22 protein-coding genes and 1 riboswitch are annotated in these 24,825 nt (G+C 74.1%); of the genes, 7 read left to right on the top strand and 15 right to left on the bottom strand.

Going from position 1 to position 24,825, the window contains the following annotated elements; translation table 11 throughout:
* The first annotated feature begins 41 nt into the window (after window positions 1-41).
* The gene (locus tag ACGF07_RS30070; RefSeq protein ID WP_392903799.1) at window positions 42-1,505 is read left to right on the top strand and encodes a nucleobase:cation symporter-2 family protein; all 1,464 of its coding nucleotides are present in this window, start codon (window positions 42-44) and stop codon (window positions 1,503-1,505) included.
* Window positions 1,506-1,573: 68 nt separating this feature from the next.
* A complete protein-coding gene (locus tag ACGF07_RS30065) occupies window positions 1,574-2,959 on the top strand; it encodes an 8-oxoguanine deaminase (protein WP_392903797.1) in 1,386 nt (461 codons plus the stop codon).
* Window positions 2,960-3,262: 303 nt separating this feature from the next.
* Here ACGF07_RS30065 and ACGF07_RS30060 read toward each other — a convergent pair whose 3' ends face one another.
* Together ACGF07_RS30060 and aceB are read right to left on the bottom strand one after the other, a co-directional pair.
* Window positions 3,263-3,664: a gamma-glutamylcyclotransferase gene (locus ACGF07_RS30060; protein WP_392903795.1), complete on the bottom strand. Its 402-nt coding sequence runs from the start codon at window positions 3,662-3,664 to the stop codon at window positions 3,263-3,265.
* A 231-nt stretch (window positions 3,665-3,895) separates the two neighbouring features.
* Window positions 3,896-5,578, bottom strand: coding sequence for a malate synthase A (aceB, locus tag ACGF07_RS30055; RefSeq protein ID WP_392903793.1), 1,683 nt, complete (start codon window positions 5,576-5,578; stop codon window positions 3,896-3,898).
* 201 nt (window positions 5,579-5,779) lie between these two features.
* On the opposite strand from aceB, the gene ACGF07_RS30050 reads away from it, so the two are divergent.
* Window positions 5,780-6,577, top strand: a complete 798-nt coding sequence (locus ACGF07_RS30050) for an IclR family transcriptional regulator (protein WP_350749836.1) — start codon at window positions 5,780-5,782, stop codon at window positions 6,575-6,577.
* A gap of 181 nt (window positions 6,578-6,758) precedes the next feature.
* Complete coding sequence (locus tag ACGF07_RS30045) at window positions 6,759-7,361, top strand: hypothetical protein (RefSeq protein ID WP_392903791.1); 603 nt, start codon at window positions 6,759-6,761, stop codon at window positions 7,359-7,361.
* Between the two features lie 85 nt (window positions 7,362-7,446).
* Here ACGF07_RS30045 and ACGF07_RS30040 read toward each other — a convergent pair whose 3' ends face one another.
* The gene (locus ACGF07_RS30040; RefSeq protein ID WP_392903789.1) at window positions 7,447-8,760 is read right to left on the bottom strand and encodes a hypothetical protein; all 1,314 of its coding nucleotides are present in this window, start codon (window positions 8,758-8,760) and stop codon (window positions 7,447-7,449) included.
* 2 nt (window positions 8,761-8,762) lie between these two features.
* Window positions 8,763-8,883, bottom strand: a riboswitch (cyclic di-AMP (ydaO/yuaA leader).
* A 419-nt stretch (window positions 8,884-9,302) separates the two neighbouring features.
* Here ACGF07_RS30040 and ACGF07_RS30035 point away from each other — a divergent pair.
* The gene (locus tag ACGF07_RS30035) at window positions 9,303-9,632 is read left to right on the top strand and encodes a MoaF N-terminal domain-containing protein (RefSeq protein WP_350750246.1); all 330 of its coding nucleotides are present in this window, start codon (window positions 9,303-9,305) and stop codon (window positions 9,630-9,632) included.
* Between the two features lie 247 nt (window positions 9,633-9,879).
* Here the strand turns inward: ACGF07_RS30035 and ACGF07_RS30030 are convergent, their stop codons facing one another.
* Both ACGF07_RS30030 and ACGF07_RS30025 read right to left on the bottom strand, forming a co-directional pair.
* Complete coding sequence (locus ACGF07_RS30030) at window positions 9,880-11,022, bottom strand: alpha/beta hydrolase (protein ID WP_392903787.1); 1,143 nt, start codon at window positions 11,020-11,022, stop codon at window positions 9,880-9,882.
* Between the two features lie 246 nt (window positions 11,023-11,268).
* On the bottom strand, window positions 11,269-11,895 hold the full coding sequence (locus ACGF07_RS30025; RefSeq protein ID WP_392903784.1) for a TetR family transcriptional regulator: 627 nt from the start codon (window positions 11,893-11,895) through the stop codon (window positions 11,269-11,271).
* 157 nt (window positions 11,896-12,052) lie between these two features.
* On the opposite strand from ACGF07_RS30025, the gene ACGF07_RS30020 reads away from it, so the two are divergent.
* On the top strand, window positions 12,053-12,817 hold the full coding sequence (locus ACGF07_RS30020; RefSeq protein ID WP_392903781.1) for an SDR family NAD(P)-dependent oxidoreductase: 765 nt from the start codon (window positions 12,053-12,055) through the stop codon (window positions 12,815-12,817).
* Window positions 12,818-12,991: 174 nt separating this feature from the next.
* On the opposite strand, the gene ACGF07_RS30015 is transcribed toward ACGF07_RS30020, so the two are convergent.
* The 5 genes from ACGF07_RS30015 to ACGF07_RS29995 form a co-directional block, all read right to left on the bottom strand.
* Window positions 12,992-13,645, bottom strand: coding sequence for a Pr6Pr family membrane protein (locus ACGF07_RS30015; RefSeq protein WP_350743620.1), 654 nt, complete (start codon window positions 13,643-13,645; stop codon window positions 12,992-12,994).
* A gap of 108 nt (window positions 13,646-13,753) precedes the next feature.
* Complete coding sequence (locus ACGF07_RS30010; protein WP_392903779.1) at window positions 13,754-14,716, bottom strand: phosphotriesterase; 963 nt, start codon at window positions 14,714-14,716, stop codon at window positions 13,754-13,756.
* On the bottom strand, window positions 14,713-15,216 hold the full coding sequence (locus ACGF07_RS30005; protein ID WP_392903777.1) for a carboxymuconolactone decarboxylase family protein: 504 nt from the start codon (window positions 15,214-15,216) through the stop codon (window positions 14,713-14,715). The genes ACGF07_RS30010 and ACGF07_RS30005 overlap by 4 nt, the downstream gene beginning before the upstream one ends.
* Window positions 15,217-15,236: 20 nt before the next feature.
* Window positions 15,237-15,818, bottom strand: coding sequence for a DUF4865 family protein (locus tag ACGF07_RS30000; RefSeq protein ID WP_392903774.1), 582 nt, complete (start codon window positions 15,816-15,818; stop codon window positions 15,237-15,239).
* A gap of 110 nt (window positions 15,819-15,928) precedes the next feature.
* Window positions 15,929-16,495 (bottom strand): TetR/AcrR family transcriptional regulator, encoded by a 567-nt coding sequence (locus tag ACGF07_RS29995; RefSeq protein ID WP_392903772.1) that lies wholly within the window; start codon window positions 16,493-16,495, stop codon window positions 15,929-15,931.
* A 390-nt stretch (window positions 16,496-16,885) separates the two neighbouring features.
* On the opposite strand from ACGF07_RS29995, the gene ACGF07_RS29990 reads away from it, so the two are divergent.
* A complete protein-coding gene (locus ACGF07_RS29990; protein ID WP_392903770.1) occupies window positions 16,886-17,878 on the top strand; it encodes an aldo/keto reductase in 993 nt (330 codons plus the stop codon).
* A 172-nt stretch (window positions 17,879-18,050) separates the two neighbouring features.
* Here ACGF07_RS29990 and ACGF07_RS29985 read toward each other — a convergent pair whose 3' ends face one another.
* From ACGF07_RS29985 to ACGF07_RS29965, 5 genes are all read right to left on the bottom strand, one after another.
* Complete coding sequence (locus tag ACGF07_RS29985; RefSeq protein ID WP_392903767.1) at window positions 18,051-18,809, bottom strand: winged helix-turn-helix domain-containing protein; 759 nt, start codon at window positions 18,807-18,809, stop codon at window positions 18,051-18,053.
* An 881-nt stretch (window positions 18,810-19,690) separates the two neighbouring features.
* On the bottom strand, window positions 19,691-20,335 hold the full coding sequence (locus ACGF07_RS29980) for an ATP/GTP-binding protein (RefSeq protein ID WP_392903765.1): 645 nt from the start codon (window positions 20,333-20,335) through the stop codon (window positions 19,691-19,693).
* A complete protein-coding gene (locus ACGF07_RS29975; RefSeq protein ID WP_392903763.1) occupies window positions 20,316-20,933 on the bottom strand; it encodes a DUF742 domain-containing protein in 618 nt (205 codons plus the stop codon). The genes ACGF07_RS29980 and ACGF07_RS29975 overlap by 20 nt, the downstream gene beginning before the upstream one ends.
* An 8-nt stretch (window positions 20,934-20,941) precedes the next feature.
* Window positions 20,942-21,361 carry a roadblock/LC7 domain-containing protein gene (locus ACGF07_RS29970; RefSeq protein ID WP_350743610.1) on the bottom strand — a complete coding sequence of 140 codons (420 nt, stop codon included), beginning with the start codon at window positions 21,359-21,361 and terminating at the stop codon, window positions 20,942-20,944.
* Window positions 21,358-24,525, bottom strand: a complete 3,168-nt coding sequence (locus ACGF07_RS29965; protein ID WP_392903761.1) for a nitrate- and nitrite sensing domain-containing protein — start codon at window positions 24,523-24,525, stop codon at window positions 21,358-21,360. The genes ACGF07_RS29970 and ACGF07_RS29965 overlap by 4 nt, the downstream gene beginning before the upstream one ends.
* Window positions 24,526-24,825 lie beyond the last annotated feature (300 nt).

Genomic DNA, 24,825 nt, shown 5'->3' with positions numbered 1-24,825 from the left:
CACGGGCGCGCCGGGAGCCACGGGCACAAGAGGGGCTCGACATGGCACCCAGCAGCACCAGTAGTACAGACGGCGGTTCCACCCCAGCAAGAACACCAGGCCCGGACGGCACGTCACAAGGCCTCCCCGGCAAGCCGTCCGGGTCCGGTACCCACCCCGTGGACGAGGTGTTGCCCCCGGTGAAGCTGTTCTCCACCGGTCTCCAGCACGTCGCCGCGATGTACGCGGGAGTCGTCGCACCCCCGCTCATCGTCGGCGCCGGCGTCGGGCTCTCACCCGCCGACCTCGCCCTGCTCATCTCGGCCAGCCTGTTCACCGCCGGACTGGCCACCCTGCTCCAGACCCTCGGCGTCTGGCGGATCGGTGCGCGACTGCCGTTCGTGAACGGCGTCTCGTTCGCGGGTGTCGCGCCCATGATCGCCATCGCCAAGGAACACGGACCGAAGGACGCCCTCCCGGTGATCTTCGGAGCGGTGATCGTCGCGGGGGTCCTGTGCTTCCTCGCGGCGCCGTACTTCTGCAAGCTCATCCGGTTCTTCCCTCCGGTCGTCCAGGGCACCGTGATCACCCTCATCGGGGTGTCCCTGCTCCCGGTGGCGGTGAACTGGGCGCGCGGCGGCTCGCCGAGCGCCCCCGGATTCGGCTCCATGCGGGCCATCGGCCTCGCCGCGCTCACCCTCGCCGCGGTGGTGCTCTGCAACCGGCTGCTGCGCGGCTTCTGGCAGCAGCTGTCCCTGCTCGTCGGACTGGCGTTCGGCACCCTGATCGCCTTCCCGCTGGGGCTCGCCGACTTCGGCGCGGTCAAGGAGGCGAAGGTCTTCGCCCTCCCCTCCCCGTTCCACTTCGGCGCGCCGATGTTCGACGCTGCCGCGATCGCCTCGCTCTGCATCGTCATGGTGGTCTCGATGACCGAGTCCACCGCCGACATGCTCGCGCTCGGCAAGATCGTCGACCGCGAGGCCGACGAGCCCACGCTCGCCGCCGGCCTGCGGGCCGACGGACTGGCCACCGCGCTCAGCCCCGTCTTCAACGGCTTCGCCGCCAGTGCCTTCGCCCAGAACATCGGGCTGGTGGCGCTGACGAAGATCCGCAGCCGGTTCGTGGTCGCGGCCGGCGGAGGCATCCTGATCCTGCTGGGGCTGTTCCCGGTGCTCGGTTCGGTCGTCTCCCTGGTGCCGCAGCCCGTCCTCGGCGGCGCCGGGATCGTGCTGTTCGGCACGGTCGCGGCGAGCGGGATCCGCACCCTCGCGGAGGCCGGCATGGAGTCCAGCTCCAACACCATCCTGGTGTCGGTCTCCCTCGGGGTCGGCATCATCCCGATCGCGGTGCCGGCCTTCTACGACTCCTTCCCGGAGGCCGTCCGGACCCTGATGCACTCGGGGATCTCGGCCGGCTGCGTGATGGCCGTCCTGCTCAACCTGCTCTTCCACCACGTCGGAGCCCCCCGCCGGTCCGGATCCGGCCAGACCTCCGGCGCGACGGTGCCGACGGCGACACCGTCCTGACCGGTCCGGGAGGGGCGCGCACCGCACGGTGCACGCCCCTCCCGGCCCTCCCCCATAGGAGTGAAACCATGGCAGTCCAGCCCCCGCCCGCCGACCAGCGGATCGTGATCGAGAACGTCGCGATCGCCACCGTCGACGCCGCCGACACCGAGTACGCCCGCGGCCACGTGGTCATCCTCGGCAACACGATCGAATCCGTCGGCGACGGCCCCGCCCCGGCGTGGCTGGACAACGTGGTGCGCCGGATCAACGGCGAGGGCCACCTGCTCACTCCCGGCCTGGTCAACACCCACCACCACTTCTACCAGTGGATCACCCGCGGCCTCGCCCAGGACGACATCCTGTTCGACTGGCTGGTCGCCCTCTACCCGACCTGGGCGCGGATCGACGACGAGCTCGTGCACGCCGCCAGCCAGGGCTCGGCCGCCGCCCTCCTCAAGTCCGGCTGCACCACCGCCTCGGACCACCACTACGTCTTCCCCCGGGACGGCGGCGACATCCTCGGCGCCTCCATCGAGGCCGTCCAGGAGCTCGGCCTGCGCTTCACCGCGCTGCGCGGCTCGATGGACCGCAGCAAGAAGGACGGCGGCCTGCCGCCGGACCACGCGGTCGAGGAGCTGGACGACATCCTGGCCGCCTCCGAGGCCGCCGTGGACCGCTACCACGACGCCTCCTTCGGCTCGATGCTGCACGTCGCCATCGCGCCGTGCTCGCCGTTCTCGGTCTCCACCGACCTGCTGCGCCAGTCCGCCGAACTCGCCCGCCGCAAGGGCGTCCGGCTGCACACCCACGGCTCGGAGACGGCCGAGGAGGAGCAGTTCTGCAAGGAGCTGTTCGGGATGGGGCCGACCGACTACTTCGAGTCGGTCGGCTGGCTCGGCGAGGACGTCTGGATGGCGCACTGCGTCCACATGAACGACTCCGACATCGCCAAGTTCGCCGAGACCGGCACCGGCGTGGCGCACTGCCCCTCCTCGAACGCCCGCCTGGCCGCCGGGATCGCCCGGGTGCCGGACATGCTCAAGGCCGGCGTACCGGTCGGGCTCGGCGTCGACGGCACCGCCTCCAACGAGTCCGGCGAGCTGGGCACGGAGCTGCGCAACGCGCTGCTGATCAACCGCCTGCACGGCTACCCCACCGCGCTCACCGGGCGCCAGGCGCTGCGGCTGGGCACCATGGGCGGGGCCCGGGTGCTCGGGCGCCAGAACGAGATCGGCTCGATCGAGGTCGGCAAGCTCGCCGACCTGGCGCTGTGGAAGATCGACGGGATCATGCACTCCTCGATCGCCGACCCGGTCGCCGCCCTCACCTTCGGCGCGCTGCCCCCGCTGGCGGTGCTGTTCGTCAACGGCAACGCCGTGGTCGAGAAGGGCCGGCTGACCGCCGTCAACGAGGACCGGATCGCCCGCGCCTGCGCCCGTGCGGCCAAGGAGCTCGCCTCCCGGCCGGTCTGACGGGTGGCCGGGCCGGTCGCGAGTCCGGCCCGGCCACCGCACCCGAATGACTCCGGGGCGCGCCCAGGGACGGTGCGTCACCCGGACTCCGCAGGCCCGGCAGGGCAGGCGGAACTGCGGCCCCGAACCCACGGCGAGGGTTCGGGGCCGTAGCGTGCCCAGGGGCGGGGGCGGAGGCAGGGGCGGAGCGGGGCGGGGCGGTCGCGGACGGCAGCGGGCTGCGGGCTGCGGGGCCGCCTGACCGCTGTGGGCGGTGGCGGCCCTGCGCCTCAGGCGGTACGCCCGTCAGACACGGTACGCCCGTCAGGCGGTGCGCCCGAGCGTGGCCAGGTAGGCGCGCCAGCCGCCGTGGTGGGTGATCTCGCGGTGCACGCCGCGCTCCAGCTCGCCCCGGGCGAGCAGCATGGACAGGCACGCGGAGCCGTCCTCCAGCTCGATCACACCGAGTTCCAGCTCCCTCGGCTCCCCGGGCAGGATGTCGTCCCGCAGGCGCTCCAGGCTGATGTCGTACAGCTCCCCTTCGATCGCGGTGTCGACGGCCGGATCGGCCAGCAGGCCCGGGCAGACGTCCGTCCCGCCGCTGTGGTCGATGGAGAAGAACCGGTACCCGGGGGCGGTCCGGGCCGGGCCGATCAGGGCGTCGGCGACCTTGCCGTGGAACGGTCCGCCGACCATCGCCTGACCGTTGAAGAAGACGCGCGCCATGGATGTGACTCCTCACGAGGGTTGAAAAGCGTGGCAGAAGGGCCGCTGCGGGCGCGGAGACCGTGGAAGGCCGCCGCCACAGGGCCTGGAGAAGGGCGTGCCAAAGGACCGTTCCGCACGGCGACGAAGAGGACAGGTGGATTTCGTCGCCGTACGGAACGGAGCAAAGGGGCGGCGCGACTGCTACAGCCCGGCAGGCGGCAGCAGTGGCCCCGGCGGATAGATTGGTGCTCAGCCCAGCAGGGGAAGCGCGGGGAGGGTCAGGAAGTCCGCGAATTCCTCGGCCAGGGCGACCTGTTCGAAGAGCCTGGCGGCCTCGCGCCAGCGGCCGGCGTCGTAGGCCTCGGTGCCCAGCTCGGTGCGGAGTTCGGCCAGTTCCGCGGCGACCAGGGTGCGGACCAGCTCGGCGGTGGCCTTCTCGCCGGTGTCGGACAGCACGACCCCGTTGTGGATCCACTGCCAGATCTGCGAGCGGGAGATCTCGGCGGTGGCGGCGTCCTCCATCATGTTGAAGATGCCGACCGCGCCGAGCCCGCGCAGCCACGCCTCGATGTAGCGGATGCCGACCTGGACGGCGTTGTGCAGCCCGGCGTGGGTGCAGGTGCCGCCCGCGCCCGCGATGTCGAGCAGTTCGGCCGCGGTGACCGGCTCGGACGGCCCCGGGTTGTCCTTCTGGTGGGGGCGCTCGCCCAGCACGGCGTCGAAGGAGGCGCGGGCGACCGGCACCAGGTCCGGGTGGGCGACCCAGGAGCCGTCGAAGCCGTTGCCGGCCTCGCGGTCCTTGTCCGCCTTGACCTTCTCCAGCGCGGCGGCGTTGACCTCGGGGTCCTTGCGGCTGGGGATGAACGCGGCCATGCCGCCGATCGCGTGGGCGCCGCGCCGGTGGCAGGTCTGCACCAGCAGCCGGGTGTAGGCAGCCATGAACGGCGAGGCCATGGTGACGCTGTTGCGGTCCGGCAGGATGTAGTGCTCGCCGGCGTCGCGGAAGTTCTTGACGATCGAGAACAGGTAGTCCCAGCGCCCCGCGTTGAGGCCGGCCGCGTGGTCGCGCAGTTCGTAGAGGATCTCGTCCATCTCGAAGGCGGCGGTGATGGTCTCGATCAGCACGGTGGCGCGGACGGTGCCGTACGGGATGCCCAACTCGGCCTGGGCGTGGGTGAACACGTCGTTCCACAGCCGGGCCTCGAGGTGGCTCTCGGTCTTCGGCAGGTAGAAGTACGGGCCGGAGTTGGGGTCCTCGGCGCCCCTGGCGAGCAGCCGCGCGGCGTTGTGGAAGAAGTACAGGCCGAAGTCGACGAACGCGCCGGCCACCGGGACGCCGTCGACCAGCAGGTGGTTCTCGTCCAGGTGCCAGCCGCGCGGGCGGACCACGACGGTGGCGAGTTCGGCGGCGGGCTTGAGGGTGTAGGCCTTGCCGGCCTCGCTGGTGAAGTCGATCCGGCCCTCGAAGGCGTCGATCAGGTTGACCTGGCCGCTGACGACGTTCTCCCAGGTCGGGGAGGTGGCGTCCTCGAAGTCGGCGAGCCAGACCCGGGCCCCGGAGTTGAGGGCGTTGATGACCATCTTCCGGTCGGTGGGCCCGGTGATCTCGACCCGGCGGTCCTGGAGGGCGCGCGGCGCCTCGGCGACCTTCCAGTCCCCGGCCCGGACGTCGGCCGTCTCCGGGAGGAAGTCCAGCGTGCCGGTGCGGGCGATCTCGGCGCGCCTGCTCCTCCGCCTGGCCAGGAGCTCCTGCCGGCGGCCCTCGAAGGCGCGATGGAGGCCGACGACGAAGGCGACCGCCTCCGGAGTGAGCACCTCCTCCGCCCGGTGGACGCGCGGACCGGCGACGGTGACAACCGGAGCGGCGGGAGAGGAGGCGATTGGGGGTACCCCCGGCCGGAGGCTGGGGGAGGGCCCCTGATCTGCAGCCATGAGCAGGACACTCCTAAGACGGTTGAGCCTGGCGAAGGGAGTTCCGGTGGGAACTTCCTCGGGAACTTCCTCGATCGATACCCGCCTGTCGGCGAGTTCGATTCTGTAAGGTGGAGAGTAGTTTCCGCGATACAGAATTTCAACGGTTTGTTGAAGAGGTCGCCGGGACTCTACTCCTCCCCGACAGCGAAGGGAACGCCGGTGGTTGCGACCCCCGACACAGCATCGACGACAGGCTCCGACCGCGCGAGCGGCGGCGTGCAGTCCGTCGAGCGAGCCTTCCAACTCCTGGAGGCGCTGGCCGACTCCGGCGGCGTGGCCACGCTCAGCGAGCTCTCCACCAGTTCCGGCCTCCCGATGCCGACCATCCACCGACTGGTTCGTACCCTCGTCCAACAGGGCTATGTCCGCCAGGACACCGCGCGTCGCTACACCCTCGGCCCCCGGCTGATCCGCCTCGGCGAGACGGCCGGCCGCCTGCTCGGCAGCTGGGCCCGCCCGTACCTGGCCGAGCTCATGGAGGCCACCGGCGAGACCGCCAACCTGGCGGTGCTGGAGGGCGGCGAGGTGGTGTACGTCGGACAGGTGCAGTCGCGGCGCTCGATGCGGATGTTCACCGAGGTGGGCCGGCGGGTGCAGCCGCACTGCACCGGCGTCGGCAAGGCACTGCTCGCCCAGCTCCCGGAGGACGAGGCGCGCGCGATACTCGGGCCCAACCCGCTGCCCGCGCACACCGAGTACACGGTCACCGACCCGCAGGAGCTGCTGGACCAGCTCGCCGAGGCGCGCGAGCGCGGCTACGTGGTCGACGACCAGGAGCAGGAGATCGGCGTCCGCTGCATCGCACTGGCCGTCCCGGGCGCGCCGACGCCCACCGCGCTCTCGGTGTCCGGCCCGGAGGCCCGGATCCGGGCGCTGGAGGAGCAGGCCGGAGCCTCCTCGCTGGTGCCGGTGATGCACCAGATCGCGGCCCGGCTGGGGCAGGTCCTCGCCCCCTGACGTGGCGTCAACGGCGGCTCGCGCAGCGGGAGGTGGACACCCCGCCTCCCGCACCCGCGGACTCCCCCGTTCGGCGGACGGGCGGGCGGGTTGCGCCGGTCCGGCGGCCGGCGCTGCGCCACCCTGGTGCGGGCGCCGCCGGCGACGGCGCGGGCGGCCGGAGCGCGAGGAGCGGTGAGCAGTGAGGGAACACGGGCAGCACGGGCACGGGCGTACCGGACGCCGGCACGGATCGAGGACCGGCCGGGCCCACTGGTGGACGGCGGCCGTGGCGGGCGTGGCGGCGGTCTGCACCGTCCCGGTGCTGGCCGCCGGACCGTCCTGGGCCGATCGGTCCGGCCCCCGGCCGGACGCGCAACCGGCACCGAAGCGCCCCGCCGCCGTGCCGTCCAGGTCCGACCTGGAGGTGATCCGGCTCGACCCGGACGCCGCTCCGCCCGGCGGCACCACCACGGTCCACGCCTTCGTCGCGAACCAGGGCCCGGACACCACGGCCTCGCCGTTCACCGTCACCGTCACCCTGCCGGACGGGGTGACGCCCGAGCCGCCGTACTTCCCCGAGGACTGCACGGCCGTCGGGCACCAGGTGCGCTGCGTCTTCGGGCCCGGACTGAAGGAGGGGCGCAGCGCGACCGCGCTCGTCCCGGTGCGCCTCTCCCGCGACCTGCCCCCGGGCACGCTGACCGGCGGGTCGGTCGCCGTGCGCAGTGCGGACGACCGGAACGGACGCAACGACCGGGAGCCGTTCGCCGTCCGCGTGGCGGACCCGGCCGCCGGTTCCTGAGAGCGGCCGGATCCGGGGGTGGGGGGGGGGGGGGGGGGGGGGGGGGCGGGCCCCCCCCCCCCCCCCCCCCCCCGCGACCGGGCACTCAGCGGTAGACGCGCACGTAGTCGGCGGCCATGGTGATCGGCGTGGTCCCCTGCGGCGCCGGGTGGTACTGGCCGGCGCACACCGAGAGGTTGAGGATCAGGTACGCGGACCAGTTCGCGCCGACGCCCTTGCCGTCCGAGAAGACCTTGACGCCGTTGACGTACCAGTCGACCGAGGTGGCGCCGTAGTAGGTGCCGATGGTGACCCACTGGTCCTTCGCGATGGCGCTCGCGTCGGTGTAGTACTTCGGGTTGCCGGGGTTGACGTGGTTGGTCAGCTCCAGCAGGTTCGGGTTGTCGGGGTGGTACTCGAAGGAGTCGATCTCCCCGTTGCCGTTCTTCCAGGTCCACAGGGCCGGCCAGGCGCCGGTGCCGGAGGGCAGCTTGACCCGGGTCTCGGCGTAGTCACCGGTCTTGACCTGGAAGCCCTCGCTGGAGCCCTCGGTGGTCAGGAAGCCGGTGTTCCAGGACTGCTTGCCGTTCTCCAGGGTGGGCCCGCCGGGGGCGGCGGTGAAGGTGGCGACCCCGTTGGCGACGCTGACGTTGGTCTTGTTCAGCCAGTCGAGCTTGTTGTCGTCCGGGTTGTGGTTGCCGTACTTGTACGAGGTGCTCTTGTCGCCGACCCAGCGCTGGCCCCAGCTGATCGAGCCGTTGAACTCGTCCGACCAGGTCAGCGACTTGCCGGCGACCGGGGAGGACGGCGCCGGGGTGCTCGGGCTCGCGGTGGCGCTCGGGCTGGACGGGGTCGCCGTCGGGGTGCTCGTCGGGCTCGGAGTCGTGGTGGGCGACGGGGTGGTCGTCGGCGAGGGGGTGGTCGTGGGGGCCGGGCTCGGCGTCGCGGTACCGGAGGCGGAGACCACCAGCTGCTGCGAGGGCAGGTTGTGCCAGGCGCCGCCCAGGTCCTGCCAGAAGCCGAACTCGGTGTACGTCCCGGCGGCCAGGGTGCGGGCGCCGCTGGTGTAGGTGAACCCGCTCGGGCAGATCTGCACGTTGGTGGCGTTGCCGGGGAAGTCGAGGTTGGTCCCGCGGGCGTCGCGCACGCCGACGCCGACGGTCTTGGCGGTGAAGCAGGACGAGGAGTGCAGGCCGAGCGAGGCGGTGGCGGCCTTGCCCGCGACCATGGCGGCGGGGGCGAGCCGGTCCTGGGTGACGGTCGGGCCGGTGGCGGCCTGGGCGCCGCTCACGGACGGCAGTCCGAGCAGGCCGGCGCCGCTGATGGCGAGCGCGCCGGTGGCGGCGAGCGCGGCGTTGCGACCGCGGTGGGACGGACGGGCGTGGCGGGGCGCGCGGCGCCCACGGGCAGGCTGGTGCATGGGAGTCCTCTGCGACGCCTGCGAGGTGAGCTGTCGGATTCGGGCTGCAGTTGCCCGGCCGCCCGGGGAGCGGCTTCACCCCTAGCCGGGCCCGCGCGCGAGAGCGCACGGGCCGGGCGCTGACCTTGGTTCCCCCGCTCCCGTCCGCTGTCGTGCTCGGCTGCCCGCCGGCGGGTGGACAGGACTCGGCGTCCCGGCGGCGGGGTCCGCGGGGGCGGACGACCCGTTGCAGGCTAGGCAGGTGCTCCGTGAACGGACAACTCCATCGAGCCGGTTGTCGCACAGCTCACAGTGGTGTCGATCAACGACGCTGGGTGGCGGAAGGGTTGGCCGATCGCGCTGATCGGCCGGGCCGGTGGGGCGGCCGTACCGCACGGCGCCGGCTCGGCGCTCCTTGGCCGGAAGCGGACGGTGTCGCGGCGCGGGACGCCCGAGTCGGACCGGTCGGATAAATTGGAGTCCTGACGTTTTACGCCGTGCACAAGTGTCCGCCCCATGAGCCATGAGGCCGTGAGCCCATCGAAAAGAGGTCCCGCCCCACCATGACCGCCCCCCTGCCCGCCTTCGCCGGCCGCACCTACCTCTTCCGGGCCGACAACGGCGCGGCCTTCCGCAACACCTACTCGGCCGACGGCAAGCGGCTGCGCTGGGAGGGCCTCGGCGAGTCGGCGGGCCAGTGGGAGGACGTGCTGCTGCACGTCGCCGAGGTGGCCCCGGAGGTCTACTTCGTCAGTTGGACGGAGCAGAGCGGGATCACCGTCAGCCACGTGATGGACCTCAACCAGCTGACCGTGCGGGCCTTCTGGACCTTCGAGGGCGAGGGCGGCCGGGTCGGGCAGCTGCACACCGGGACGCTGGAGCGGCTGGCCTGAGACGCGCCGGGGGGGGGGGGGGGGGGGGGGGCCGCGGGGGGGGGCCCCCCCCGCCCCCCCCGGGGGGGGCCGGGGGGGGCCGGGGCCCCCCGGGCCGGCGCCGGGGGGCCCCCGGGGGGGGCGGCGCGCGGGGGGGGGGGGGGGGGGGGGGGGCGCGCGCGCGGCCCCGCCCCCCCCCCCCCCCCCCCCCCCCCCCCCCCCCCCCCCCCCCCCCCCCCCCCGGCTTCGGGTTTTCCGCCCCCCGGCGTCAGACGGCCTGGCCCGGCACCTTGAGGTGGGCGGACAGCCACTCCAGCGAGGACGGCAGCAGCGCGCTCCAGGTCTCGAAGTTGTGGCCGCCGTGCTCCAGCATGCTGTACGAGACCTTCATCGGGTCGTGCACCGCGTCGATGAACGCCTCGGTGTCCTGCCGGTAGTTGCCGTCGCCCTTCTTGGTGCCGGCCAGCAGTACGGAGATCCCCGGCTGGGGCAGGTTCCTCAGCCGCCAGAGCAGGTCGGCCTCCTGGCGGCGCTGCTTGCTGCCGCCGAAGAGGTCCCCGGTGGTCGGGTCGTCGGCGGCTTCGTAGTAGGCGGAGAGGGCGACGGCCGTCGGAAAGACGTCGGGGTGGCGCATGGCCAGCTTGAGCGCGCAGTAGCCGCCGGTCGAGTTGCCCATGAAGGCCCAGGCCTGCGGGTCGGTGGAGACCCGGAAGCTCGCCTGGATCGCCGAGGGGACGTCCTTGCTGAAGTAGGTGTCGGACTGGGCGCCACCCGGGATGTCCTCGCACTCGGTGTCCTGCGGCAGCGCGGGCGAGGGGCGCATCAGGACCATGACGGTCGGCTGCATCCGGCCCTCCTGCAGCAGCTTGAGCGCGGCTCCCGGGTAGTTGAACCGGGTGATCAGGTTCTCGGCTATCCCTGGGAAGCCGGTGCTGACGATCACCGCCGGGAACTGCTTCTGCGCGTACTCGGGCTGGAAGTACTGGGGCGGTAGGTAGACGTACCCCTCGGTGGAGAGTCGGCTGAGCCTGCCGTCGATCCGCACCTTGCGGATCTCGCCGGACTGGGCGGGCTCACGGCCCACCGCTCCCCCGCCCTTGACCGAGGCCCGGCCGACGGTGTCGACCAGGAGGCGGCCGGAGGCGTCCGCCTTGTTGTGGATCACTACCGGGCCGGTGCTGCCCGTCCCCAGGAGGTCGTCCCAACTGCTGTAGAAGGCGAAGTAGTTGTTGGCGACGAGGCCGAGCGCGGCGAGGACGGCGAGCTGGGTGGCGAGCAGCGCGCCGATCCGGCCGCACACCGCCTGCCAGGTCTTCCTGGCGAGTCTGGGCCACAACCAGACCGTGCCGGCCATCATCACGACGGCGATCACTACGGCCAGCGCCAGCACCTTGTGGCTCGTCAGACCCATGTTCTACTTGCTCCCACGCCTCGAACTCCGCGCCCCTCCGTCCAGGACATCCGAGGAGGTCCCCCCGGTTCCCCCACCGGGGCGTGCGAGGACCAACCCTAGCGGGAGCTGGGAGAAAGCTGGTGCCTGGCCGACAGTCAGGGAGGCGGAGGGGGCACGGGGCGGGGCGGGGGTCCGGAGCGCGGTGTTCGAACGGCGGGTGAGCGACGGCGGGTGAGCGGGGCGGAGAGCGTGCCCGATCCCCGGCTACTCGCCGCCCACCCGGTCCCAGAGCCGCAGCCCCGCCGTGAGCTCCCGCATGCAGCGGGCGCCGAGGTCCTGCGGGGAGCCCGGCCCGGCGGCGGGCGCGTCGGAGGACGCCCACTGCTCCAGCGCCACCCGGATCGCGGCCGTCGCCGCTGCCGCGGCCAGCCGGAGCTCCAGCGGGTCGGTGCCCGCCGGACAGCGCTCGGCCAGCACCGCCCGCAGTCGCTCCTCCGCCCCCGCGTGGACCCGCTGCCAGGTGCCCTCCAACCGCGGATCGCGCAGCAGACTGCGCGTCCAGTGCATGGCCTCCACCGCGGCGTCGTCGGCCGGGGTCAGCGACGCCACCGCCGAGCGCTCCAGCGCTTCGCGCAGCGGCAGGTCCGCCGCGCTGTCCGCCAGCAGGTCCACCCAGCGCTGTCCGCCCGCCGCCAGCAGCGGCGCCACGGCGTCCTCCTTGACGGAGAAGTAGCGGTAGAAGGTGCGCAGCGAGATGCCGGCGGCGAGGGCGATCTCCTCGGCGGTGGTCGCCTCGGCCCCCTGCCCGGCGAAGAGCGCGGCGGCGGTACGGGCGATCTCCAGCCGGGTGGCGTCACGGCGGCGCTGGGTCAGCGAAGGGCGTCCGGTCACAAGGGTCAGGGTACGCAGTCGATCACTCCTGCGGCACACCACGCCATCCTGACACGTCACGACTTCTTGGCACGTCATGCCATAAAGGCGTAACGTGCCGGAAGAGGTCGAACGGCCGAGAACGAGTCGGGCGACCGGGAACGAACGGAGTACCACCATGGAGCGCTTCAGCGGACGGAACGTCCTGATCACCGGCGGCGGCTCTGGCATCGGCCAGGCGACCGTCCACCGGATCCTCGCCGAGGGCGGGAAGGTCGTCGCCGTCGACATCGACGAGGAGGGCCTGAAGAGGACGCTGGACCGTGCGACCGCCGACGGCACGGCCGACCGGCTGACCGTCCAGGTCCTGGACATCGCGGACGAGACGGCCGTGGTGGCCGGCACGGCCGAGGCGATCGCGGTCCTGGGCGGCCTGGACGTCCTGGTCAACGCGGCCGGGATCCTCCGCTCCTCGCACACCCACCGGACCACCCTGGAGTTCTGGAACCGGCTCCTCGCGGTGAACCTGACCGGCACCTTCCTGATGACCCGCGAGGCGCTCCCCGCGCTGCTCGCCACCGGTCGGGGCGTGGTGGTCAACTTCAGCTCCACCTCCGCGAGCTTCGCCCACCCCTACATGGCCGCCTACGCCGCGACCAAGGGCGGCATCCAGTCCTTCACCCACGCGATCGCCTCGGAGTACTCCAAGCAGGGCCTGCGCGCGGTCTGCGTCGCGCCGGGCAGCATCGACAGCGGCATGACCAACAACCCCGGCCTGCCCGCCGACGCCGACTTCGGTCTGCTCGCCAAGCTCTCCCCCGCCCTCGGCCAGGGCTTCGCGGGCCCGGAGACGGTGGCCGGTGTGATCGCCATGCTGGCCTCCGACGACGGCGCCTTCGTCACCGGCACCGAGCTGCGCATCGACGGCGGCACCCACATGTGACCCGGTCCGGCGGACCCGGCGTACTCCGCCGGACCGCGACCGGTCGGCGGATCCGGCCGACCCGGCGGGTCCTGTGCCGTCCCCCGTGCGGCACCGGACCCGCCGGTGGTCATCGGCGGTGCCGGCCGGAGCGGCGGCTGCTGCGCCCTCCGCCGTGCCCGGTCGGCGGGCGGCTCACCCGGCCCGGGCGTGGCGGCCCGGGGGCGCCACGCCCCGGCGGGCGTCGCGGTGGGCGGCCAGGGCGTTGCCGACCGCCGCGACGGCGGCCCCGACCAGCAGCAGGGCGGCCGCCATGAGGACGCACGCCCCCGCGATCCGGCGGTAGCCGCCGTGCCGGGCCGGGTCGAGGAACGGGTACGGGTACCAGTCCACGGCGTGGCCGCGGGTCAGCGTGTACGCCAGGTAGACCAGCGGGAACGCCAGCCAGCCCAGCACCACCCGCGGTCGCACGCTCCGCAGGGGCGGGTCGATCAGCCAGTCGGCGAGCACCGCGAGCGGGACGGCGCGATGGACCACGTCCGCCACCCAGGGGACGACCGTCGGCGCGGGGTAGTTCGCCAGCAGCGTCCCGTAGGTCAGACCGGTGATCGCCAGGTACAGCACCACCGCCCCGCGCACCGCGTCCGGGACGGGCCGGCGGCCGGTCAGTCCGGCCCAGCCGCCGTAGCCCAGGACGGCCATCCCGGCCAGGTTGCTGAGGTTGGTGAAGTAGCTGAGGAAGTTCACCACGCCCGTGCCGTCGGTCGCCGCGTGGTAGCCGGAGAAGCAGAGCGCGACGGCCAGGAGGGTGGCGACGGCGAGCCGGGCGGGCGCGAGCCACGGGTGCATCGTCAGGGCGGCCTCTCGGGGGCGTGGTCCGGTGGTCCGGTGGGGCTACTGGGATTCAAACCCCGCCGGGCGGACCCGGCCACAGGAGAGGGTGCCGCCCTGGCGTCATCAGGGGGTGCGCCAGTCGACGGCCAGGGCGGCGGCCGGGTTGGCGACCAGGAGCCGTTCGGGCAGCTCGGGCCCGAAGCTGCGGGCCAGCCGCGGAGCCAGGTCGGTGAGCAGCCGTGCTGGTCCGCCGGTCTCGCGGGCCGTCCGGGTGGTGGTGTCGGCGCCGAGCAGCAGCCGGTCGCCGTAGCCCGCCTCGACCAGGTCGGCGATCACGTCGAAGGCCTGGAGGTCGCCGGGGTGCCCGATCCGGGAGGGGCTGTCCAGGGCGAGGAAGACGCCCTCGGCGGCCAGGCTGCGGTGCAGTGCCCGGTCGGTGAAGCGGGTGAGGTGGCCGAGGACGATCCGGTCGGGGCGGACGCCGTGCCGTCCGGAGAGCCGGTGCACGACGCCGTGCGGGTCACCGTCGGGTTCGAGGTGGACGGCGATCGGGGACCCGGTGGCGTGGTGCGCCTCGGCCGCGGCGGCCATCGTCCAGCGGGTGTGCCGGGTGAGCGGGCCCGCGTCGTCGGCGAGTTTGATCAGGCCCGGCCGGACGCCGTCGGGCGCGTCGGGGAGTCCGGTGGCGAGCTCGGTGACGAAGCGTGCGGCGAGGTCCGCGTACGGGGCGGGGCGCTCGACGGGGCGGTCGCCGAGGTCCGGGAAGCGGCCCGGGGCGTAGTGGGCCGTCTGGTGCGCACCGGTGGCGGCGACGACGTGGACGCCGGCCGCCCGGGACAGCGCGGCGAGGGAGCCCGCGCCCCGGCCCATGCCCCACGGCGTCCACTGGACGAGGGTGCGGCCGCCCGCGGCGGCGTAGGCGCGCAGGACCTCCTCGGCGGCGGCCGGGTCGTCCAGCTCCTGGCCGGGGAACCGGGGGCTGCGGATGAAGAGGTGGTCGTGGGCGTCGGTGACGCCCAGCTCGGCCGGGTCGAGGTCGCCGAGGACGGTCCGTACCCTGCGGGTGGTGGCGGCCGGGGTCGTCATGCCTCGTCCTCTCCGGGGGTGTCGGCCGCCGCCGCGAAGGTCGCGGTGGCGACGCGCAGGCCGGCCAGGGTCCTGGGGACGCCGACGTAGGGAGCGAGGTGGACGAGCACCTCGGTGATCTCCTGCTCCGTCATCCCGATCCGCAGGCTGTTGCGCACGTGGTCGGCGAGCTGCGGTTCGACCCCGCCGAGGGCGGTGAGGGCGGCGAGGTTGGCGATCTGGCGGTCCCGCAGGGAGAGGCCGGGGCGCTGGTAGGTGCCGCCGAAGAGGCTGGTGACGATCCAGTCGGGGAAGCCGGGAGCGAGGCCGTCCAGGCCGCCCAGGGTGGCGGTGGCGACGGGGCCGGCGAGTTCGGCGAGCAGGGCGTAACCGGCGTCGCGGTCGAGGGTCGCGGGCGTGAGGTCGGCGGGGACGAGGTCGGCCGGGGCGGGGTCGGCGGGCGCGGGGTCGGCGGGCGCGGGGTCGGCGGCGCCCGTGGAGGTGGCCTGGGCGGTGGGCATCACGGTGGGGACGGGTCCTTTCACCAGTGGCGGCCGGTCGGCAGCCGGTCGAGTTCGGGGCAGGACAGGTGCAGCACCTGGTAGCGGGTGCCGGGCTCGTCCTCGGGAGCCGGGCCGCGCCAGAGGGCGAACCGGAGCAGCTCCCACCGGCTCGGGTCCACGGCGACGGCGGCCGTGTGGAGGCCCGGGTGGCCGGGAAGCTCGGCGAGCGCCCGCTCGACGGCCTCGGCCGGGTCGACGGACTCGGGGAGCCGCTCGGTGGTGCGGGTGGCGCTGGTCGGCGCGGCCGCTCCGGCGTCGGCGTTCCGCACCAGTCCGGCACCCAGCCAGTGGCGGACGACGGGGCGGCCGAAGTCGGCGCTCAGGCCCCGGAAGCCCGGGCCCCAGAGGAAGGAGTTCATCCCCGCCGAGGTGTTCCACAGGTAGAACGGCGAGTACTGGTTGGCCGGCGAGCCGTCCCGGCCGCGCTCGCGAACCAGGTAGGCCTTCAGGCCGAGCCCGGGGTAGGCGTCGAGCAGGTGGCCCTTGTCGGCGACGCGCTTGTGGATGATGCCCATGTCGTAGTCGGCGGGGAGGGGGATCTCGTACTGCATGGCGTGCACGGCGGGCTCCTCGGGGCTTCGGGACGTGTCGGGGGTGCCGGGGAGAAAATTCGCCCGGGTCGTCCGGACCGGGGCGGTGGCAGGCCCGCGGGCGGGCCGCCCTGCGCCGGTCAGGGCCGGCGGTGCGCGGCGAGCAGCCCGAGGGCGCCGCGGACGGCCTGCTCGAAGGGCTCGGCGCTGTTCGCGGCGCGGGCCAGCACGTAGCCGCCCTGGACGACGGCGACCACCGCGGCGGCGGTGTCCGCCGGGTCGAGGCCCGGAGCGAACTCGCCGCCCGCCTGGCCCTCGGCGATCAGCTCGGCGATCCGGCCGCGCAGCCAGTCGAAGGTCTCCTCGACCGGTGCGCGCAGCTGCGGGTCGGCGATGACGTCCGGGTCCTGGGCCATCCGGCCGATCCGGCAGCCGCGCAGCACCTCGCGGTCCCGGTGCAGGTACCCGGCGATGCGGTCGAACGCGGTGCCGGGGGCGGTGAGGTCGGCCTCGGCGATGCCGCGCATCTGCTCCGCGCTGCGGCGCAGGGCGGCGGCGGCGAGGTCCGGCTTGCCGGTGAAGTGGTGGTACATGCTGCCCTGGCCGACCCCGGAGCGCTGCTGGATGGCCTTGGGGCTGGTGCCGACGTACCCCCGCTCCCAGAGGAGGGCCTGGGTGCTCTCGATGAGGCGTTCCTGAGTGCTCATGCCGATCACTGTACACACCAGTAGGTACAGAATGCCAGGGATTCACCGCTCCTCGGTGCCGGGAACCGGAAGACCGAGGGCCGTGCGCCGCCCCCCGGCGGCCACGGCCCCTCGACGGTCCGTCATCCCCCGTGGTGCGCAGTCGCATTCCGCTTGTGGACGGTGGCGCCGGTCACGTCACGGACGGTGCCAGGCGCCCACCGCGCGTAGGCACCACCCAGGTACAGAACGGCGGTCGCGGCCGGGGCGGTCGCAGCGCGGGCGGGTGCCGGCTCGGGCGGACCGGTCGGGTGGTCGGCTGGTCGCCGGGCCGGCCGGGTGCCGGGCCGCTCGGGCAACCGGCCGGAGGAAGGACTTGATCGGCCGCCGAGGGCTGGCAGGATGTCCGGCATGAGCTACCTCGCCTCGGACGACCGCTACGCCTCGATGACCTACCGGAAGGCCGGCCGCAGCGGCGTGCAGCTGCCCGCCGTCTCGCTCGGCCTCTGGCACAACTTCGGCGACGCCCAGCCGCTGGAGGTGCAGCGGGCGGTGCTGCGCCGGGCCTTCGACCGGGGCGTCACCCACTTCGACCTCGCGAACAACTACGGTCCGCCGTACGGCAGCGCGGAGCGCAACTTCGGCTACCTGTTCGCGCAGGACTTCCGCCCGTACCGGGACGAGATGTTCATCGCGACCAAGGCCGGCTGGGACATGTGGCCCGGCCCGTACGGCAACGGCGGCAGCCGCAAGTACCTGCTGGCCAGCCTGGACCAGTCCCTGGAGCGGATGGGGCTGGACTACGTCGACGTCTTCTACTCGCACCGCTACGACCCGGAGACTCCGATCGAGGAGACGATGGGCGCGCTGGACAGCGCGGTGCGCTCGGGCCGGGCGCTGTACGCGGCGATCTCCAACTACCCGGCGGAGCAGCACCGGAAGGCGGTGGCGATCCTGCGCGAGCTGGGCACGCCGGTACTGATGAACCAGTCCGCGTACTCGATCCTCGACCGGTCCGTCGAGGACGGCGGCGTGCTGGACGCGGTGGGCGACACCCAGACCAGCCTGATCGCCTACTCCCCGCTCGCCCAGGGTCTGCTGACGGACCGCTACCTGTCCGGCGAGGTGCCGGCCGGGTCGCGGATGTCGGTCGGGAAGTTCCTGACCGAGGAGGCGCTGACCGGCCCGAAGCTGGAGCAGCTGCGCGCGCTGAACAAGGTCGCCGAGGGGCGCGGGCAGTCCCTGGCGCAGCTGGCGCTGTGCTGGGTGCTGCGGGACCCGCGGGTCGTCTCGGTGATCATCGGGGCGAGCAGCGTGGCCCAACTGGACCAGAACCTCGCGGCGCTGGCCGGCGGGCCGCTGACGGAGGAGGAACTGGCGGAGATCGACCGCCTGAGCCGCTGACCCGGGCCGCGCGCCAGGACCCGGGAGACCGGGACCCGAGGGGCGGCAGCCGATGGCCGGCCCTGACCGCGGCCCTGGCGCTGACGACTGACGGGCTCGGCGGGTCCTGGGATCCGTCGAGCCCGTCAGCCGTTGGCCGCCGGCCGTCTCCTCGGGCTCCGCGGAGCGCGGGTCAGTTGGCCGGGGTGTACTTGTAGCCCACCCGACGGACCGTCACGATCGTGTCGCGGTAGGCCGCACCGAGCTTGCGGCGCAGTCGGGCGACGTGCACGTCGACGGTGCGTCCGTCCCCGACGTGGCCGTAGCCCCAGACCGCCGAGACCAGGTGGTCCCGGGTGTGCACGCGCTGGGGGTGCTCGGTCAGGTGGGCCAGCAGCTCGAACTCGAGGTACGTGAGGTCGAGCAGCCGCCCGTCGACGTAGGCGTTGCGCCGCTCGGTGTCGACGGTGATCCCGCGCCCGGCCGGGCGGACCGACCGACCGGCGTGCGAGACGCCGCCTGGGACGGCCGTTCCACCGCTCCCAGCAGGGGGAGCCGCCGGGCTCTCGGCCGGCACCAGGACGAGGTAGCCGACCATCGGGTGGCCCGCCCCGTCCCCGGCCTGCGGGTACTGGGCGAGGAGGCCCTGCGGCAGCGAGCCCTGCGGCAGGGCGGCGACGACGGTCGCGCCCTCGGGCAGTGCGGCCAGCAGCGAGGCCGGCGCCGAAGGTACGAGCGTCCCGGCCGGCCCGACGGTCGGCGCCACCGGCGCGACTGGCGCGACCGGTGCTGCGGTGCCGGCCGACGGAACGGGTGCGATCGTCGGGACGGCGGACCTGGAGGGGACGGACGCGACGGTGGCGACGCCGCGACCGGTGGGAACGGAGCGGACCGCGCGCAGGTGCGGGGTCGCGGTGGGCAGGGGCAGGGTGGCCGTGGAGGAAGAAGACATGGTGTGCCGCTCATTTCGCGCGTGACGGACGGGGTGGAGTCGTCTGCGCGTCGACCGGGCGTACCGCCGTCGCCGGACCGGGTGGAACCGGTTCAGCGGGTGGAGAGCCGGGACGCGCTGGGCGAGCCCGGACACGTCTGATCGAACAGGTGCGGCTGCCGGGACGGCCAGAACGGCTCGAGGTCGAGACGGCTCCGTCGGCTGTCCGCGGCGCGACGCGCGCGCCCGTTCCACCGTCCGGTCCGAGGGCCCGCGCACATCGCGACGGCCGGCCCGGTCGGACGGGTGCGGCCGGCGATGCCGGGGGCTGGGCTGGGGCAGACGATGTTCACTGGTAGTTCTCTCCGCGAGGCGGGGCCGGTTGGTCGGCCGTGGACGCGCCGGGTGGGCGGTCCGTCACGGCCTGGTCGACGGGATCGACGGGAATCGACGGGAATCGACGGGATCGACAGGGACCGACGGTGCGTCGGGCGGCGGCCGGACGGCCGGTGCCGCCGGGGGACGTACCGGGGCGGGAAGGGGCCGTCAGCGACAACAGGCGCTGCAGATCAGCGCCTGGTCGATGTAGCGGCGGACGGTGAGCACCGGCATGACGGGGCGGGGCACGGCGGCGGTGCGGTGCTGACCGATGGTCATCCCTGTCGCCCTCCCCTTCGTCCTGTGCGACGACGCCTCGACGGCCGACACCGGTCGGCAACTCCCGTACGAACGGGAGGTTTCCGACCCTCCCGGTGGCATGACCGGGGCGGCCTTCATCACCAGAGCCTTCCATGCCCGAGCCCGTCCAGGCAACCTTCAGTACGCCGATCGTCCGGAATGCGGACGACGGAATGAGACGCTGGACGGGCTGAGCCGCCCTGACCAGCGGAATCCTCCGGCGGTCAGGCCCGGGCGGCGGCCGCTCGGCGGGCGGCAGCGTGCTCGACCAGGGCGACCAGCAGGTCCTTGCCGTCCTCCCGCAACCGCGCGTCACACAGCAGCACCGGGATCCCCGGGTCGAGGTCGAGCGCGTCCCGGACCTCCTCCGGGGCGAAGAGCTCGCTGCCCTCGAAGCAGTTGACGGCGACCACGAACGGGATGCCGCGCTGCTCGAAGAAGTCGACCGAGGGGAAGCAGTCGGCCAGCCGGCGGGTGTCCGCGAGCACCACGGCGCCGAGCGCCCCGCGCGCCAACTCGTCCCAGACGAACCAGAACCGGTCCTGCCCCGGGGTGCCGAACAGGTAGAGCGCGAGTCCGGGCCGCAGGTCGATCCGGCCGAAGTCCATGGCCACCGTGGTGGTGCGCTTCGCCTCGACGCCCGAGGTGTCGTCCACCGGGCGGCCCAGTTCGCTGAGCTCCTCCTCGGTGCGCAGCGGGCGGATCTCGCTGACCGCGCCGACCAGCGTGGTCTTGCCCGCGCCGAACCCGCCCGCGACCAGGATCTTCACCGCGACGGCCGGACCTCCGCGCCACTGCGGGTCGTCGGCGTTCCCCCGCCGCGCCGGGCGCGCGCTCGCGGGGTTGGGGTCAGAGCGCACGGAGTCCATTGATCACGTCTCGCAGCAGGCGCTCGTCGGGCAGCTCGGCGAGCGGAACGGGTCGGGTGACGCTGATCAGGTCGGCGTCGTAGAGGTCGCCGAGCAGCACGCGTACGACGCTGACCGGCAGGTCGGTGTAGGAGCCGAGTTCGGCCACGGACAGCGGCTCGTGGCGGCACCAGGCCAGCAGGGTCTGGTGCTCGGGGTCGAGGACGTGCGCGGGCACGGCCCCCGCGTCCGGCCCGGGGTCCTTGGCGGTGACGAGCGAGATCAGGTCGAACAGGCCCTCCTCGACCGGACGGGTGCGGCCCCTGGTCATCGCGAAGAGCCGCACCACCGGGCCCGCCTCGTCGTCGAACCAGCGGTCGTCGACCGAGGTGCGCGGCCGGAACAGGTCGACCTCGGGCTCGTCCGGGGCCGTCCGTTCCCCGTCGGTGGGCCCGGCTGGGCCCACCGACACCTGGGGGCCGCCGGGCGCCTCCGCGCTGCCGATCCCCTCCGGGCTGTCGAACGCCTCCGATCCGCCGGGCGCCTCCGGGCCGTCGGGCGCCTCCGGGCCGTCGAGCGCCCGGAGGTGCTCCGGCCCGTTCGCCTTCGGATCCGCCATCGGGCCGCTCAGCTCCTCGGCGCGGCGGTTTCGGTGCGCGGCTCGGCGGCCATGTGCTCGCCGACCCGCTTGACCAGCAGGGCCATCTCGTAGGCGATCTGGCCGATGTCCGCCTCGGCCTCGCTGAGCACGGCCAGACAGCTGCCGTCACCGGCGGCGGTGATGAACAGGAAGGCCTCGTCCAGCTCGACCATGGTCTGCCGGACCCCGCCGACCTTGAAGTGGCCGCCGGCGCCCTTGGCCAGGCTGTGGAACCCGGCCGCGACGGCGGCGAGGTGCTCGGCGTCCTCCCGGTCCAGGTCGCGGGAGGCGCCGGTGGCCAGCCCGTCGCTGGAGAGGATCACCGCGTGCCGAAGGGCCGCGACGCGCCCCACCAGGTCGTCCAGGAGCCAGTTGAGGTCGCCGGACGGCTGCGTCGAAGTGGTCATGATTCAGTTCCTTCCGCTGGGGCGGGTGATGCCGGTGGTGCTGATGGTGCTGGAAGTGCCGATGCTGCAGGTGGTGCCGGTGCTGCGGTCGTTCCGGGTGCCGCTGACCCCCCGGGTGCCACGGGCGGCACGGGCGAGGCGGGCCCCGGGTTCGGCCGGACCGGCTGCCCGTCCGGCGTCCTGCGGGCGAGCCGCGCGCGCTCGGCGTCCTCGGGGGCGGGTGCGGGCAGCGCCGCCGGGGCGGGCGCGGGGCTGATGGCCCGCAGGGACGGGTCCGGCGGCTGCCACCTGGGGACGGCCCTGAAGCGGGCGTCCGAGGCGCTGGAACGATCCTGCGCGGTCGCGTCCTGCGGGGTACGGCCCTGCGCCGTCGCGTCCTGCGGGGTACCGCCCTCGGTGGTTCGGTCCTCGGCCGTGTGCGACCGGGCGGCTCGATCGGCCGGACCGGTGGAGCCGCGGCCGCGGGTGAAGCCGCGCTGGAACGAGGCGAAGGCGGCGCGGGCCTCCTCGGGCGAGCGCTCCCGGGGCTCCGTCAGGTCCCCCGCACCGGCCGGACCGGCCGTCGCCCGGGTGCGCCGGGTGTCGTGGTCCTCGGACCCGGCCGCGGCACGCAGCCGCTCCTTCGCCTGCTCCCTCAGCTGCGGCGCGAGGTTCGCCTGCCGGACGCGCCGGGGCAGACCGCCCGGCGTCCGGGGCGCCGCCTGCGCCGCTGCTCCGGCCGCCGCTGCGCCGTCCCCTGGGGCGGCGGTCCCGAGGGTGCCGGCGGTCCCGAGGGTGCCGACGGTCCCGAGGGTGCCGGCCGTGCCGGGAGTGCCGGGAGTGCCGGCTGCGGGCTCCGCGGCCGGGGGCGCGCCGTCCTCCGGCGAGGCCGTCAGCCTGCCGTCCACCGCGGAGAGGCCGCCAGACACCGCCGCGTCCCTCCGGTGGCGCCCCGTGCCGGGAGCGTCCTCGCCGTCCGGCGCGGGCGCGGGCACCAGGACCGGACCGCCCTTGGTCCGCGCTGCCCGGCGCGGCAGCCCGTTGGCCGTACGCCCCGCTTCGGGCGCGGACGGGCGCGGTCCTCCGGAGACCCGGTGCCGACCACCCGTGCCACCGGTACCACCCGTGCCACCCGTACCGGTGGTGGCTGCCGCAGTGGCCGTACGCGCCGCCTCGGCCGTGCCCGGCACCGAGACCAGGTCTCGCCCGCGCCGCCCCGCCGCCCGCCTCGGCACCCGGCCCGGCGCAGCCGCCCCGGACGGCTGGGCCGGCGGTTCCGGCAGGCCGTCCGGCGCCTCCGCCAGCAGCTCGCGCGGGATCAGCACCACGGCCGTCGTCCCCCCGTACGGCGAGGGCCGCAGGTGGACCCGGATGCCGTGGCGGCGGGCGAGCCGGCTCACCACGAACAGTCCCAGCCGGTCGGTGTCTGCCAGGTCGAACTCCTGCTCCACGGCCAGGCGTTCGTTGATCTCGGCGAGCAGCTGCTCGCTCAGCCCGAGCCCGCGGTCGTCGATCTCCAGGGCGAAGCCGTGCGCGACCACCTCGCCCTGGACGGTGACCTGGGTGGCCGGTGGCGAGAACACCGCGGCGTTCTCGACGAGTTCGGCGACCAGGTGGGTCACGTCGGCGACGGCGCTGCCGAGCAGACCGGTGCCGGGGAAGGGCCGGACGATCACCCGGGCGTAGTCCTCGACCTCGCCGACGGCCGCGCGGACCACGTCCACCATCCGCACCGGCTTGCGCCAGGCGCGTCCGGGCGAGCCGCCGGCCAGGATGATCAGGCCTTCGGCGTGCCGGCGCATGCGGGTGGTGAGGTGGTCGACCTTGAACAGGTCCTCTAGCTCCCTCGGGTCCTCGGTGCGGCGCTCCATGGTGTCGAGCAGGGTCAGCTGCCGGTGCAGCAGCACCTGGCTGCGCCGGGCCAGGTTGACGAAGACCGCCGACACGCCGCGCCGCAGTTCCGCCTGTTCCACGGCGGCCTCCACGGCGGCCCGCTGGACGGCGTTGATGGCCTGGCCGACCTGGCCGATCTCCGCCTGGCCGAAGTGCAGTTCCGGCACCTCGGCGGCCACGTCCACCGGCTCGCCGCGGCGCAGTCGCAGCATCACGGACGGCAGTCGGGTGCTGGCCAGCTCGTTGGCCGCGTTGCGCAGGCCGATCAGTTCGCGGGCCAGGCCGCGACCGATCCGGAAGGAGATCATGATGGTCAGCACGACGGCGACCAGGGCGATCCCGCCGGCGATGCCGCCGCGCCAGAGCGCCGCGATCGCCGTGGACCGTCCACGGTCGTCCAGCCCGGCGGCGATCCTGGCGTCGATCGAGGCGAGATCGCCGAGGGAGCGGTCGGCGGTCTGGCGCCAGTTGTCGCCGTTGAGGGCCTGCACGACCCGGTCGGGGCCGCCGGCGCCCACGAAGTCCGCCTCGGCGCGGGCCAGCGCGCCCCAGGCCTCGCCACCGCGCAGGGCGATGTAGTCGGCCTGGTCGGCGGGTTCGAGTTCGGCGATGTAGACGGTGAACAGCGCCTGCTGGTTGTGCAGGGCGTCCAGTGCGGCCTGGTACTGCTCGGCGGTGGGCTTGCCGGTGCCGGTGCGCAGGCCCTCCATGGCCGCGTCCTCCTGCGAGAGGTACTCGCGGGCGCGCACCAGCTCGATCAGGATGGTTCCCTGACGCGGGAGTTGCCCGCTCTGCCGGGCCACGTAGGCGGATCGGAAGCCGAACACCGGCCGGACCAGGTCGCTGTACTGCCCGAGCGCGAACTCCCAGTTCAGCGCCAGGCGGCCGACCTGGGCCCGCAGCGGGGCGATCTGGTCGGCGGCGGCGGTGATCTGCACCAGGCGGGCCCGCTGGGCGGCGGAGAGCTCCCCCCGGGCGCTGTCCTTCTTCTGCCGCAGGACCGCGAGGCTTCGGTCGGTGGCGGCCTTGGCGTGCTCGAAGGCGTCCCGGGCGACCGGCGAGTTCGGGTCGGCCAGGCGCTGCACGGCGGCCCGGCGCTCGTCCTGCAGGTCGCTCGCGTACTGGTCGACGGCCGGCCCGTACTCCTTGTACGTACGACTGATCGCCAGCTGGTCGAGGGCGTCCCCGGTGGTGGCGAGCGTCGCGTACACCCACAGGGCCGTGAGGGCGACGATGGGCACCAGGAGCAGCGCGATGATCTTCGCGCGGATCGAGCTGCTGCGCAGACGCATGGAGTCCTCGGTCGGGAAGTGCCAGGCGCGGACGGGGAGCGGGGAGCGGAGGGCGGGGCGAGCGGGGAACGGAGGGCGGGGTGAGCGGGGAGCCGGGGGAGGCGGCAGGTGCCGGGCAGGCGGGGACTGCGGAGGATCCGGCCGGGTCGGGGCGGGGCCGGGTCGGGTCGGGTCGGGGATCGGGCGGGCTCGGACGGTTCGGTTTGGCGCGGAGGGAGGGGCTCGGACGGACTTTGCGAAGGTATGGGAAGGAAGCTGCGGAGGGCTCCCGGCCGCGGGTCTGCGAGACTCTACTACGCC

This window comes from Kitasatospora sp. NPDC048194, assembly GCF_043202455.1.
In the GTDB taxonomy this organism is placed as follows: domain Bacteria; phylum Actinomycetota; class Actinomycetes; order Streptomycetales; family Streptomycetaceae; genus Kitasatospora.
The sequence above is the reverse complement of the archived record's forward strand: the minus strand, read 5'-3'. Positions and strand labels throughout refer to the sequence as shown.

Bases quoted from the DNA above. Each gene is read 5' to 3' on its own strand.
- ACGF07_RS30035 (WP_350750246.1), top strand. From the start codon at position 9,303: ATGACCGCCCCCCTGCCCGCCTTCGCCGGCCGCACCTACCTCTTCCGG.
- ACGF07_RS30070 (WP_392903799.1), top strand. From the start codon at position 42: ATGGCACCCAGCAGCACCAGTAGTACAGACGGCGGTTCCACCCCAGCA.
- ACGF07_RS30005 (WP_392903777.1), bottom strand. From the start codon at position 15,216: ATGCCCACCGCCCAGGCCACCTCCACGGGCGCCGCCGACCCCGCGCCC.
- ACGF07_RS29980 (WP_392903765.1), bottom strand. From the start codon at position 20,335: ATGGACTCCGTGCGCTCTGACCCCAACCCCGCGAGCGCGCGCCCGGCG.
- ACGF07_RS30060 (WP_392903795.1), bottom strand. From the start codon at position 3,664: ATGGCGCGCGTCTTCTTCAACGGTCAGGCGATGGTCGGCGGACCGTTC.
- ACGF07_RS29995 (WP_392903772.1), bottom strand. From the start codon at position 16,495: ATGAGCACTCAGGAACGCCTCATCGAGAGCACCCAGGCCCTCCTCTGG.
- ACGF07_RS30010 (WP_392903779.1), bottom strand. From the start codon at position 14,716: ATGACGACCCCGGCCGCCACCACCCGCAGGGTACGGACCGTCCTCGGC.
- ACGF07_RS30020 (WP_392903781.1), top strand. From the start codon at position 12,053: ATGGAGCGCTTCAGCGGACGGAACGTCCTGATCACCGGCGGCGGCTCT.
- ACGF07_RS30040 (WP_392903789.1), bottom strand. From the start codon at position 8,760: ATGCACCAGCCTGCCCGTGGGCGCCGCGCGCCCCGCCACGCCCGTCCG.
- ACGF07_RS30065 (WP_392903797.1), top strand. From the start codon at position 1,574: ATGGCAGTCCAGCCCCCGCCCGCCGACCAGCGGATCGTGATCGAGAAC.
- ACGF07_RS30030 (WP_392903787.1), bottom strand. From the start codon at position 11,022: ATGGGTCTGACGAGCCACAAGGTGCTGGCGCTGGCCGTAGTGATCGCC.
- ACGF07_RS29985 (WP_392903767.1), bottom strand. From the start codon at position 18,809: ATGTCTTCTTCCTCCACGGCCACCCTGCCCCTGCCCACCGCGACCCCG.
- ACGF07_RS29975 (WP_392903763.1), bottom strand. From the start codon at position 20,933: ATGGCGGATCCGAAGGCGAACGGGCCGGAGCACCTCCGGGCGCTCGAC.
- ACGF07_RS30015 (WP_350743620.1), bottom strand. From the start codon at position 13,645: ATGCACCCGTGGCTCGCGCCCGCCCGGCTCGCCGTCGCCACCCTCCTG.
- ACGF07_RS29970 (WP_350743610.1), bottom strand. From the start codon at position 21,361: ATGACCACTTCGACGCAGCCGTCCGGCGACCTCAACTGGCTCCTGGAC.
- aceB (WP_392903793.1), bottom strand. From the start codon at position 5,578: ATGGCTGCAGATCAGGGGCCCTCCCCCAGCCTCCGGCCGGGGGTACCC.
- ACGF07_RS29965 (WP_392903761.1), bottom strand. From the start codon at position 24,525: ATGCGTCTGCGCAGCAGCTCGATCCGCGCGAAGATCATCGCGCTGCTC.
- ACGF07_RS29990 (WP_392903770.1), top strand. From the start codon at position 16,886: ATGAGCTACCTCGCCTCGGACGACCGCTACGCCTCGATGACCTACCGG.